The 11,605-nt window shown below is 40.4% G+C and carries 12 protein-coding genes; 4 read left to right on the top strand and 8 right to left on the bottom strand.

Annotation, left to right across the window (positions count from 1 at the left end; genetic code table 11):
- Window positions 1-616 precede the first annotated feature (616 nt).
- The 8 genes from PLE33_05055 to PLE33_05090 form a co-directional block, all read right to left on the bottom strand.
- On the bottom strand, window positions 617-1,189 hold the full coding sequence (locus PLE33_05055; protein ID HPS60612.1) for a hypothetical protein: 573 nt from the start codon (window positions 1,187-1,189) through the stop codon (window positions 617-619).
- A gap of 295 nt (window positions 1,190-1,484) precedes the next feature.
- The gene (gene phnC / locus PLE33_05060) at window positions 1,485-2,237 is read right to left on the bottom strand and encodes a phosphonate ABC transporter ATP-binding protein (GenBank protein HPS60613.1); all 753 of its coding nucleotides are present in this window, start codon (window positions 2,235-2,237) and stop codon (window positions 1,485-1,487) included.
- Window positions 2,234-3,160, bottom strand: a complete 927-nt coding sequence (locus PLE33_05065) for a phosphate/phosphite/phosphonate ABC transporter substrate-binding protein (GenBank protein ID HPS60614.1) — start codon at window positions 3,158-3,160, stop codon at window positions 2,234-2,236. The genes phnC and PLE33_05065 overlap by 4 nt, the downstream gene beginning before the upstream one ends.
- Before the next feature lie 69 nt (window positions 3,161-3,229).
- Window positions 3,230-4,501: a DUF512 domain-containing protein gene (locus PLE33_05070; GenBank protein HPS60615.1), complete on the bottom strand. Its 1,272-nt coding sequence runs from the start codon at window positions 4,499-4,501 to the stop codon at window positions 3,230-3,232.
- A 16-nt stretch (window positions 4,502-4,517) separates the two neighbouring features.
- Complete coding sequence (locus tag PLE33_05075) at window positions 4,518-5,639, bottom strand: N-acetylmuramoyl-L-alanine amidase (protein HPS60616.1); 1,122 nt, start codon at window positions 5,637-5,639, stop codon at window positions 4,518-4,520.
- Window positions 5,636-6,580: a radical SAM protein gene (locus PLE33_05080; protein ID HPS60617.1), complete on the bottom strand. Its 945-nt coding sequence runs from the start codon at window positions 6,578-6,580 to the stop codon at window positions 5,636-5,638. Before PLE33_05080 ends, PLE33_05075 begins: the two co-directional genes overlap by 4 nt.
- Window positions 6,581-6,982, bottom strand: coding sequence for a cytidine deaminase (cdd, locus tag PLE33_05085; protein ID HPS60618.1), 402 nt, complete (start codon window positions 6,980-6,982; stop codon window positions 6,581-6,583).
- A gap of 13 nt (window positions 6,983-6,995) precedes the next feature.
- On the bottom strand, window positions 6,996-8,096 hold the full coding sequence (locus PLE33_05090; protein ID HPS60619.1) for a sodium ion-translocating decarboxylase subunit beta: 1,101 nt from the start codon (window positions 8,094-8,096) through the stop codon (window positions 6,996-6,998).
- Between the two features lie 377 nt (window positions 8,097-8,473).
- On the opposite strand from PLE33_05090, the gene PLE33_05095 reads away from it, so the two are divergent.
- The 4 genes from PLE33_05095 to mltG are packed head-to-tail and all read left to right on the top strand — an operon-like array spanning window position 8,474 to window position 10,989.
- Entirely contained in the window at window positions 8,474-9,034 is a 561-nt protein-coding gene (locus PLE33_05095) for a hypothetical protein (protein HPS60620.1), read from the top strand.
- Window positions 9,021-9,596 carry a hypothetical protein gene (locus PLE33_05100; protein ID HPS60621.1) on the top strand — a complete coding sequence of 192 codons (576 nt, stop codon included), beginning with the start codon at window positions 9,021-9,023 and terminating at the stop codon, window positions 9,594-9,596. The genes PLE33_05095 and PLE33_05100 overlap by 14 nt, the downstream gene beginning before the upstream one ends.
- A complete protein-coding gene (ruvX, locus tag PLE33_05105) occupies window positions 9,593-10,009 on the top strand; it encodes a Holliday junction resolvase RuvX (GenBank protein ID HPS60622.1) in 417 nt (138 codons plus the stop codon). Before PLE33_05100 ends, ruvX begins: the two co-directional genes overlap by 4 nt.
- Window positions 10,006-10,989 (top strand): endolytic transglycosylase MltG, encoded by a 984-nt coding sequence (mltG, locus tag PLE33_05110; protein HPS60623.1) that lies wholly within the window; start codon window positions 10,006-10,008, stop codon window positions 10,987-10,989. Before ruvX ends, mltG begins: the two co-directional genes overlap by 4 nt.
- The last annotated feature ends 616 nt before the right edge of the window (window positions 10,990-11,605 follow it).

Below are 11,605 nucleotides of genomic sequence, written 5' to 3' on the forward strand. Positions count from 1 at the left end.
CGTTTAGGGTTGATCGGTAGGTCAACCCTTCGGAAAAACGACATCCTTGTCGTTTAGGGTTGATCGGTAGGTCAACCCTTCGGAAAAACGACATCCTTGTCGTTTCACTTACAACCAAGCTATCCGGTTACAAATAACTTTTTCCGTAACTCAGGTTATCGTGGCTACCAAGTTGATGAGGACATCAACTTTCCGGAACACTTGCAACCACCCGGAAAAACGACATCCTTGTCGTTTCACATACAATCAAGCTATTTTGTTACCGATAATTTTAACGGTAACTCAGGTTATCGTTGCTAACAAGTTGATGAGGACATCAACTTTCCGGAACACTTGCAACCAACCGGAAAAACGACATCCTTGTCGTTTAGGGTTGATCGGTAGGTCAACCCTTTGGAAAAACGACATTCTTGTCGTTTCACATACAACCAAGCTATTTTGTTACCGATAGATTTTTCCGTAACTCAGGTTATCGTTGCTAACAAGTTGATGAGGACATCAACTTTCCGGAACACTGCAACCAAGCTATTTTGTTACCGATAACTTTAACAGTAACTCAGGTTTTCTTTGCTACCAAGTTGATGAGGACATCAACTTTCCGGAACACATTTATTGGCTAATATTTTTCTACTGCTTTATCCAGCTCCTGAAATGCCTGTGATGCTTTAAACTGATTGTAAAGCGCTTCTTCGTTGCGAATACTGTCCGCTAATTTTTTGTTGATATCATCTTTCGGTATTTTTAGCTGTATCCAGGTTTTGTAACGAGCACCTTCAGGTTCGGTAACTTTTCTGGTTTCCACTTTCCCCATTAAAACACCCGTAAACTTTGCTGAAGAAACAGCTTTTACCACATTTTGCGTAAGGGCTAAAACCTGAGGGTCTTTAACGCCAGCTTCTTCTTCATAATTTTTCAGCATACTGTTTACCAAAACTTCTACATATTGTGCTGCTTCTTGAAGAGCATTGGCTCTGGCGGCATCCATTGACAAATTCTCTGAAACCTTGGTTGCCTGTCCATAAGTACAAACAAAATCCGTTTCAGGTTGTGTTGCCCACCATGCGGGACGGTAAACTTCCTCTCCCTGGGGTTTAGTTGTTGGAGCTTTTTGTTTGTTGGAACTGCAGGATGCTATCATCAATAGCACAGCCAGTAACACCAACAGTAACATCATTTTGTGTAATTTCATTTTTCCTCCATTCGGGGTTAACATATTCTTTCTTCTTTTCACATTATCTTGTTAATTTAACAATCTAATCAAGCTGCAGATATGTGTCAAGTTCAAAATGCAAGACCCAAAACCCAAGGTTTTCATAATCTTCGGTCTATTGCAAGAAATGTAGTTGCTAATAAATAAAGTATCTACATAAGTAGCATATAGTTAAGTACCTATTTTTACTTTGGATAAGAGAAGTGAATGAAAAAAGCTGTTCCTCTTCTACTATCTGCTTGCAAAACGGCTAATAAATATCTGGCAATGGACCTTAGATTTCTTCGGCATCCTGACCGTAGATTTCTTTGAAGCGAATATTATCAATCTGGTCAGGAATACCTTCAAAGACCTTATGTCCTTCTTTAAGAGCTAAAACCCTGTTTCCATAACGCCGAGCCAGGGTTAAAAAGTGCAAAGAGCAAATTATACTGATTCCCTCTCTGTTTATTTCCCCTAAGTATTGCATTATGGAATCGGCTGTAGCAGGGTCTAAACTGGCTACCGGTTCATCGGCTAAAATTAGAGATGGCTTTTGCATTAAGGCACGGGCTATGCCAACTCGTTGTTGTTGCCCGCCTGAGAGGAATTTCACTTTTTTCTCCGCAAAATCCTGTAACCCTACTTTTTCCAGATTTTGTTGTGCCAGTTCATAGTCCTCTTTGCTAAAAGGTGAAAGAGGTGAATGATAGCCAAGGCGTCCGGTTAACACATTCGTAAGGACGCTTAAGTTTTTCACCAGGTTAAATTGCTGAAAGACCATTCCGATTTGCCTTCGGTAATGTCTCAGTTCTATGCCTTGAAGTTGCAGAATGTTTTCATTGCGGAAAAGGATTTGTCCGCTGCTTGGTTCTATCAGGCGATTGACACAACGCAGGAAAGTAGATTTTCCGCTGCCGGAAAGTCCTAATAAAATTACAAAGTCCCCTTCTTCCACTTTCAGAGATAAATCTTCCAATGCCCATTTTTTGCCGTCATAACTCTTGCTTAAGTTATTCACTTCAAGCAAATTACTTTTTTGGTTCATTTGAGCAGTTCGGCAGGGTCCATATTCATTGTCTTAAGGGTTGTGCGCACAATTTCGTAGTCCTCATCGGAGGCATATTCCAAGCCATCAATATCGTATAGAGTTTTCAAGACCTTTTTCCCTTCCTCACTTTGGGCATAACGATATAAGGTTTGCACAATTATGCCTTCCAGTTCGGGAGGAAGGTCTTTCCTGAAAGTTACTGTATCATTAGGAATCCAATCGGTATAATCAACAATTTTAACTTTCTCAAAAACATCGGGATAGGTCTCCAACAGTTTTTCCCGGGCATCCATTGGCTTTCCCGTTGCGTCAGGTGGCGACCAATAACTGCAACCTACATCTGCTCTTCCGCTATAAACAGCTAAAATAGCTTGCGGATGACCTCCGGCAAAGAAATAATCCTTAGGCGTAATACCCCTTTGTTTTAAGATTGCGGAAGGATAAATATAACCGGAAGTGGAGGCAGCATCCGTATAGGCAATTATTTTGCCTTCAATATCCTGTAAGGAATTAATTTTACCATCGCTGCGGGCTACAAACTGTCCCCGGTATTTGGTTAAGCCATTGCGGACGGTCATAAGCCGCACTTGGGCATCGTATTTTTGTTTAGCTAAAATGTAAGCATAAGTTGGCAACCAGGCAACATCTGCCTGATAAGTTCCCAAGGCCTCAATAACAGCCGCATAGCTGGTAGGAACCGCTACTTTGAAATGCAAGTTGGTTTCTTTTTCCAGAAAGCTGGCAATTGCCTCGCCGCTGGAAACCACTTTACCCGCTTCCAAAGAAGGGACAAAAAACATTTTAATAGGATTCTGTTTGGAACCGAGTTTTCTATTGGCTTTTTCCAGACGACTTTCCTTTGTTCCGCAACCGAATATTAAAAGTGCTACTAAGGCAAGCCAGATACACTTTTTGCACATTGGCATCAACTCCTTTTAAGGTATATAATACCTTCTTTTCCTGTAGAGCCAAACTTGGTCAAGCAAAAACTACAGGTAATCCCAGTCCTCAAAAAACTGGTCAATCAACAAAACAGGATTTTTCCAGGTTTCCTGAAATGTAAGCCGATTAAATCCATCCAGGGTTTCACCGTCAAAATTAAAAATACAGGAAGGCAGTATAATTATCTCATCATTTTCAGGCGCAAGCTGTCTCTTCAAATCGGAATAAGTTAGCAAACCGGAAACGGTGATATCGGGACCGAAAAAATCATTGCGGATAACTTGAACGCGAATAACCTGATTTTCCAATCGTTTATTCAGGTCATCGGCAATTTTGGAGATAACTTCTTTGGCACACACCGAACTAATCATCAAATAGTTGAGCGGTTTTTTTCTCAGCTCTTTCAGTAATGCTCTTTTTCTTTGTTTATAGGTTTGAATAGTTAAACGCAACATTCCGATTCCGTTTTCCAGCTGAGGATAATCGGCATAAAATTCGTCCGGGGGAATTTCGCGTTGTGCCATCACATAAAATTCATCAGCAGGGTAAATGATGGAGCTCTGAAAAGTGTTTCTTGCCTCGTTCAGCAAATCCAGCATTTCGGCAGCGCTTTGTTCATTGAAGGTTTTCAGGTTACACAGGTTTTTACGGTATTTAGTTAAACCCACGGGAACAATGCCAATGGAAAGACAGTTAAAATCGGGTTGAAGAAGGTTATTTAAGGTCTGTTTTAATGCCTCATTATCATTGTAACCGGGAACGCAAACAATTTGAATATGGAACTGGATTCCGTATTGGCTGAAATATTTTAACACAGATAAAACATCTATTTCCTTTGAGGGACGCATCATCTTATTGCGTAGGGCATTATCCGTTGTATGCAAAGAGATATACAAGGGAGTTATCCTTTGCGTAACAATGCGTTCAATATCCTCTTCCCGCAGATTGGTTAGCGTGATGTAATTGCCAAACACATAAGAATATAAATAGTCATCATCTTTAGTATATAAAGTGGGTCTTAAAGAAGGGGGCATCTGATCTATAAAACAAAAAATGCAGGAATTTTCACAATGGCGCACCTTATATGGCTCCGGTTCAATTCCCAGAAAGCTTTTCTCCTCTCGTTGGATAGTTACTTTCAAGGGTATTCCTTCAGCAGAGATAAGTTCCAGTTCAAATTCGTAATCGGAGGTATAAAATTCCAAATCCAGAAAGTCCCTTACTTCCTGTCCGTTTACTGCCAGCAACATATCACCGCTCTTAATACCGCTTTTTTCTGCCAAGCTTTTGGGTAAAACACTCTGAATAAGGATAGCCATTTATCTAATCCAGCTTTTAGGTGTTTCTAATTCTATCGTAACGAAACTTAAAACGCTTAATACCTTCAAAAATCGTGCGTGCCAGGCGTTCCTGATACTCTTCGTTTACCAGTAGCTGTTCTTCCTCGGCATTACTGATAAAGCCCATTTCAATTAAAATAGAAGGCATAAAAGCACCTCGCAGAACATAGAAATTTGCCTGTTTAACTCCTCTGTCAATACTTTGGGTTCCGGCAATAATGTTTTGCTGCACACTGGTAGCCATAATATTGCTGTTTTCCAGATGTTCCGTTTGGTTAAGGTCACTCAGGATAAAAGAAAGGTCGTCGTATTTCTTTTTTGCCTCGCTGCCACCCTCAAAGCGTTCTACAACGGCATTTTCCATTGCTTCCACAGCTCTGGCATCGGAAGTTTGGGCTGTGGAAAGATAATATGTTTCAATGCCTTGCGAAGCAGTTGCTTTACTGGAATTGGAATGCAAGCTGATAAATAGGTCTGCCTTTTTATCATTGGCAAAACGAGTTCTATCCTGCAGAGAAACAAAACGATCGGTATCACGGGTTAGTAAAACAGTAATTCCCAGCTCGGTTTCAATCAGTTTTTTCAGTTTGAGGGCAACAGCAAGATTAACATCTTTTTCATTCGCTTTCAGTTTTTTACCGATAGCACCAGGATCTTTTCCTCCGTGACCGGGGTCTAAAACTATTGTTTTTACGCAGTTATCAATCGGTTTGGAAATTTGGAAGGTATTGCCTTTGCGTTGAATGGCAGAAGGAAAATGCGTCTTCAGGTGCTCGGTGATAAAAATGGAGGGCAGGTAAAGATGCTCTCCTTTGCGTAAAAGAGGATATTGCATATTGTAAGAAACGGTCTTCAATGTATAATAAGCCGAATTTTCCAGAAAGATAAACTGCTCATCATAGAGGTTCAAATACAATCTGTTGTCGCTTCTATCCTGTTTATTGATAGCTTTAAAGATGGTGCTGAAATCCTCCAAATCCACATAATTAATGGAAGATAATGTTGTTTCTTTCAGGGTTTGGGGCTTTGCCTCTCCTTTAATCTGAATAGTGAGATTGGCAAAAAGCATCCCTAAACAGGATATCAGCATAAGAAAGGTAACTAATTTCTTTGTCATTGTGTTTGCTCCGCTTGGGGGTTAAATTCCGAAGCAGGATTTATTTCCTGCGGCGAAGAAGAAAAATCGGGAGTCCAAATATCCGAACTGGTAATATCCTGAGTGAAAAGATGCGTAAAACCAAGCTCTAAAGCTGTATCCACTACTTCAGAGTATTCGGTTTCCGAAATTCCTCTTGCCAGTTCCTTATAGTTTTTTGCTTTTCCGGTAGGGTAATATTGTCCCATCAGAGATAGAGTAATATCTGTTCCCAATTCATCTGCCAAAGTGCGTAGATTTTCTTTGCACCCGGCTAAATTATGGGGCAAAACCAGCATCCTAATCAGCAATCCTTTTTTGGCAATTCCTTTTTCATCAATTGTTAAAAGCCCTACCTGAGAATACATTTCTTTTATCGCAGCAATGGCTACGGTAGGATAATCCCGGGCAGAAGAATACTTTTGGGCATAAACTTGATGGGCATACTTGAAATCGGGCATATAGATATCTATCAATCCGTTCAGTGTTTGCAGAGTTTCCACTTTTTCATAAGCGGAGGAATTCCAAAGAACAGGAATAGTTAATCCCTTTTCTTTAGCTTGAATAATGGCATCCCTAATCTGAAGGGTAAAAGGAGTAGGAGTAACCAGATTTATATTATGAGCTCCTTCGTCTGCCAACTTTAACATTAAGCGGATAAGTTCTTCACCCGAAATATCTTTTCCCCAGCATAAAGTAGAGATTTCATAATTTTGACAGAAAACGCAGCGTAAATTACAGCCCGCAAAGAAAATAGTCCCACTTCCGCAAGTTCCGCTGAAACAGGGCTCTTCGCCAAAATGACGAGTAGCCAAATTTATTCTCAGTTTATCCGTAACCCCACAAAAGCCCTTTTGCTTTGTTCTATCAATGCCGCAATTGCGTGGGCAAATATTACAGGAAAGCATTTGGGGATGGGACATTTAACTTCTCTTCAAAGTGAAAGCAGAGGGAAACAATTCTTTGATCATAGTTTTCTGAATATCATTACGGTTTGCATATATTACCTGAAGCTCAGGTGCAAATTCATAAATAACTTGCCGGCAAGCACCACAAGGGGGAAAACTTTCGTCACTATCTACATAAACGGCTATTTCTGAAAAAGCTCTGTATCCTTCGCTGACTGCTTTGAAAATAGCATTGCGTTCTGCACAGATAGTTAAAGAATAAGAGGCATTTTCTACATTGCAGCCGGTGAAAATATGTCCGTCAACAGTTTTCACGGCACAGCCAACTTTATAATGAGAATATGGAGAATAAGAATTTTCGGCTGCCTTTTGGGCTGCTTTCAGCAATTCTTTTTCTTCGGAATTTAATGCTACCATCGCTATCCTCTCTTTAAGCTAAAAGTGCTAAAATTAAGCCACCGGCAATAACAGAACCGATTTGACCACCTACATTTACGCTAACTGCAGGCATCAACAAAAAGTTGAACGGGTCTTCTTTCAGCCCCATTTGATGAATAACTCTGGCACTCATGGGAAAGGCAGAAATGCCACAAGCTCCAATCATCGGGTTTATCTTTTCTTTTTTAAATACATTCAGCAGCTTGGCAAAAAGAACACCTCCCGCGGTGTCAAAAATGAAAGCTACAAGGCCTAAAGCCAATATCAAAAGTGTCTGCGGAACTAAAAAAAGTTCTCCCTGCATTTTAGAGGCAATTGTTATCCCCAAAAGGATTGTAACCAAATTGCCAAGTTCGTTTTGAGCGGTTTTGCTAAGCCCTTCCAACACACCCGATTCCCGAATTAAATTGCCGAACATCAAAAAACCAATAAGCGCTAAGGCAGCAGGAACAAAAATGCCGGCAATAATGGTGATTGCAACAGGAAAGATTACTTTAACAATGCGGGGAACATCACCACTATGATAATCCATCCTTATGCGACGCTCTTTTCGGGAAGTAAGCAAACGAATTACCGGGGGTTGAATAATCGGCACCAAAGCCATATAGGAATAGGCAGCTACGGAAATTGCCCCTAAAAGATTGGGAGCAAAACGATTGGCTACATAAATGGAAGTAGGTCCATCGGCAGCTCCAATGATCCCGATGCTGGCAGCTTCCTTAATGTCAAAACCCAAACCTGCGGCAATTACAATTGTAACGAAAATACCTAATTGAGCAGCTGCTCCGAAAAGCAACATAAAAGGATTTTTTAACAAAGGAGTGAAATCTATCATTGCCCCAATAGCAATGAAGATTAACAGGGGAAATAATTCCGTATCTATACCCGCCTTAAAAAGAACTCCCAGAGGAGAATGTTCTCCCACTGCAGCAGAAAAAGGTATATTGGCTAAAATAGTTCCAAAACCAATAGGCAATAATAATGTCGGTTCATAATTATGTTTTATCGCCAGCCAAATCAATACCAGTCCAATGATAATCATTATAACCTGTTTCAGTTGAAAGCTCAGCAAGCCGGAAAACAGTGCTTCCATCAGCAAAACTCCTATGTCTTATTGGTCTTGCCAATATCCTGACGAGGCAATGTTTGTCAAGTGTTAACGCTAAAAAAGGGAAGTTCCCGCAGATTACGAAAAAATAGCTCACGCAAATTACGCCGATTTCGCAGATAAAAAATTTAGCTCACAGATTGCACGGATTACACAGATAAAATTTAGCTCACAGATTACACGGATTACACAGATTAACTATGATAATTAGATACTTATGAACTATGTTGTTCAGTTATTGGGGTTCTGTTTATTTCTAACCTCTCGCCCCCAAGACCTCTCGACCTCAAGACCTCTCGCCCCCAAGACCTCAAGACCTAAATTTTGATTGACACAATCTCAAATATCTTTTTTATGAACTTATGAGAAATATCGTTTTAGTTCTGCTGGTTACACTTTTACTAAGCGGATGTGATTTATTCCAGGTGCGGGAGTCAGAACCACCTGCAGCACAGATTCCGTGGATAGATTTCACTACGGAATGTGATTCTGTGCTGGTAAATTTGGAATACTGCTATGAATATACCCAAAATGCAGTCCATTATTCAGGGATTTTCACTTCCGATTATGTATTTCATTTTGCCCCGCAGGATGTAAGCGATTATTCCATAGAACAAACCTGGACAAGAGTTCAGGAACAGGATATGATTCAGGTTTTGCACAATCGCTATAAAGATATGCAGGTAACTTTGGAAAAAACGGATGCCCAGGATCAGATAGAATCCACGCAGGCAAAAGTTTACCGTCAATACCAGATAACGGGCATTTCTCGCAATCAAGGCAAAGAAAGGTTAGCGTTGGCGACAGGAAATATGGAACTGCACCTAATAAAGGAAAATGGCTACTGGTTCATATCAAAATGGTATGATTACCGCAGCGGCAGTGTTCCCACTTGGGGGAAACTGAAATATGAGAACCATTAGCATAATTCTGTTATTTCTGGTTCTTCTGCTGAGCAGTTGCACCAATCCTTTCTGTCCCGTGCTCTACGATCGTTCCAATGCTGAAATACAAAATAGAACGCCGGAAGAGCTTTTGCAAAATTTGGAGCGTGCTTATATGGAAAAGAACATCAATATCTATAAATCGCTTCTGGATGCTAATTTCCGGTTTGAACTTTTGGCAAGCGAGGTAAGCTTAATTGGAATTGATATGAATAATGACGGAATGCGTGATTACTGGTGGGGCTATGATCAGGAAGTGGAATATACCGATAGAATGTTTAACAAGGGCTCCAGTGACGGCACTTATCCTCCTCCGGATGATATTAAACTGCGTTTGCAGGTTCCTCCTTCAGAAAGATGGCAGAAAGACCCGGAAATTGGCCATGAGGGCTGGATAATTATTCCCTGTAACTTTGATTTGATACTTTGCTATAATGATAGCAATTCTTCTATCACAGCCAATGGAATAGCCAGGTTTTATTTAAAGCCCGTAGAAAATGGCTGGAAAATTGCCATTTGGAGGGATGAATCCAATATATGAATGAAAAGGGACGCATTCTTGCCTTGGATTACGGAGAAAAAAACATTGGCTTTGCCCTAAGCGATCCCTGCCGTATTTTTGCCAAACCCTTGTTCGTAATAGCTAATGAGGGTTTTGATAAACTGGTAACCAAATTGCAAGAGATGATTGCCGAGCACCAGATTTCCTTGCTGATAGTTGGAATTCCTTATGCCATTGATGGTTCCGTTACGCCTAAAACCGAAGAATGCCAACAACTTCTAAATAACTTAAAAGCGATCTTAACCATCCCCGTGGAGGGTTTTGATGAACGCTATTCCACCTGGGAAGCCAATACGGAACTGAAAAAAATGGGATATAACTGGCAGCAGGCAAAAAGCCATATAGATGCTATGGCAGCAGCAATGTTTCTGAAAGAGTATTTAGCCAAGTGAAGATTAAGAAAACTATCCTCACCGGCTTGGCAATTCTGGCTGGATTACTTATCCTTTACCTTGCCTATATGGTTTTTGTTCCTTTGCATAGCGAAGAACGCATCGTAAGGATTAAACCGGGCGATAATGCAAGAATAATAGGCAATAAACTTTCTGAAGCGGGAATAATTCGCAGTAAAACAATATTTATATTGCTTACCAAATTTCGGAAGGCAGACAGGGATTTAAAACCCGGAAGTTACATTTTCGGAGGGAATACCTACCTTTGGCAAACGGTTAGCCGTTTAAGCAAAGGATATAGTGAAAACATTACTATAACCTTTCCGGAAGGGCTTTCTCTACATCAAACCCTGCAAAAAATTGATACCAGTGGCTTGGCAACTTATGAGGAACTTGCAAATTCTGCTACCAATCCCTCACTGGTAAAAAATATTACCGGCTTTGAAGCTATGACTTTGGAGGGCTTTCTCTATCCGGAGACCTACCGTTTTCCTATTGAAATTTCGGCAGATTCCCTTCTGGCAATTCCTGCAGCAGAGTTCTTTCGCCGATTAAGGAAAGAAGGTATTGACCCTGTAGCCATCCCGAATTTCTATGCTAAACTAATTCTTGCCTCCATCGTTGAAAAAGAAGCAGGCACAGAAAGCGAAAAAGATATTATTGCCGGACTTTTTATGAATAGAATGGCACGCGGTATGGCACTGCAGTCATGTGCTACGGTAAATTATCTGCTTGATCTCAAAGGTATTAAACGCAGCGTGTTAACTTATGCCGATACGCAAATTAATTCGCCTTATAATACTTATCTTCATCAGGGTTTGCCTCCTACGCCAATTTGCAATCCTTCAATTTCTACTATTAAAGCTGTGCTTAATCCAAAACCAAGTTCCTATCTCTATTTCTTTTCTGATCGGCAAGGGAAAAATGTCTTTTCCAGAACTTATGAAGAGCATTTGGCGAAACAAAGAAAGATGTTGTAGGGGGGAGAAGTCGAGAAGTCAAGAGGTCGAGAGGTCAAGGGGGCGAGAGGTCGAGAGGGCGAGAGGTCGAGAAGTCGAGAGGTCAAGAGGGCGAGAGGTCAAGAGGTCAAGGGGTCGAGAGGTTAGAAAATAAATAGAACCCAACTAATAGGCATTCTATATTGAAAACACATAAAAAAATGTGCATTTAACTTTATGCCATTCTTATGGATACCTCTCTTTTTAGCAAATACATTTCTGGCAATACACCAGAAATTACCTTGTGGACTTTGTTTAACTTCTTGTTGGCTGGTCATTTCTTTAATGACTCTTTAACGGTTCTTTAACAATACATTAACTTCGTTAAAGAATCGTTAAAGAAGGTTTATAGAACCATAAAGGATTCAACTTGGCAGGAATCCGCTTCAGCCAGAACAATATTTATGCATTCTCAAAATGAAAACTATATAACTGGACTACATAGTTCAACAGAATCTAATTATTATAGTTAATCTGTGTAATCCGTATAATCTGTGAGCTAAATTCTAATCTGTGTAATCCGTATAATCAGTGAGCTAAATTTTATCTGGGTAATCCGTGTAATCTTTGAGCTAAATTCTAATCTGTGTAATCCGTG

Source organism: Candidatus Cloacimonas sp., assembly GCA_035403355.1.
Classification (GTDB): Bacteria; Cloacimonadota; Cloacimonadia; order Cloacimonadales; family Cloacimonadaceae; genus Cloacimonas.

Coding starts and splice junctions, on each gene's coding strand:
- PLE33_05080 (HPS60617.1), bottom strand. CDS start 6,580: ATGTCCCATCCCCAAATGCTTTCCTGTAATATTTGCCCACGCAATTGC.
- PLE33_05090 (HPS60619.1), bottom strand. CDS start 8,096: ATGGAAGCACTGTTTTCCGGCTTGCTGAGCTTTCAACTGAAACAGGTT.
- PLE33_05055 (HPS60612.1), bottom strand. CDS start 1,189: ATGAAATTACACAAAATGATGTTACTGTTGGTGTTACTGGCTGTGCTA.
- PLE33_05070 (HPS60615.1), bottom strand. CDS start 4,501: ATGGCTATCCTTATTCAGAGTGTTTTACCCAAAAGCTTGGCAGAAAAA.
- ruvX (HPS60622.1), top strand. CDS start 9,593: ATGAATGAAAAGGGACGCATTCTTGCCTTGGATTACGGAGAAAAAAAC.
- cdd (HPS60618.1), bottom strand. CDS start 6,982: ATGGTAGCATTAAATTCCGAAGAAAAAGAATTGCTGAAAGCAGCCCAA.
- PLE33_05100 (HPS60621.1), top strand. CDS start 9,021: ATGAGAACCATTAGCATAATTCTGTTATTTCTGGTTCTTCTGCTGAGC.
- phnC (HPS60613.1), bottom strand. CDS start 2,237: ATGAACCAAAAAAGTAATTTGCTTGAAGTGAATAACTTAAGCAAGAGT.
- PLE33_05095 (HPS60620.1), top strand. CDS start 8,474: ATGAGAAATATCGTTTTAGTTCTGCTGGTTACACTTTTACTAAGCGGA.
- PLE33_05075 (HPS60616.1), bottom strand. CDS start 5,639: ATGACAAAGAAATTAGTTACCTTTCTTATGCTGATATCCTGTTTAGGG.
- PLE33_05065 (HPS60614.1), bottom strand. CDS start 3,160: ATGTGCAAAAAGTGTATCTGGCTTGCCTTAGTAGCACTTTTAATATTC.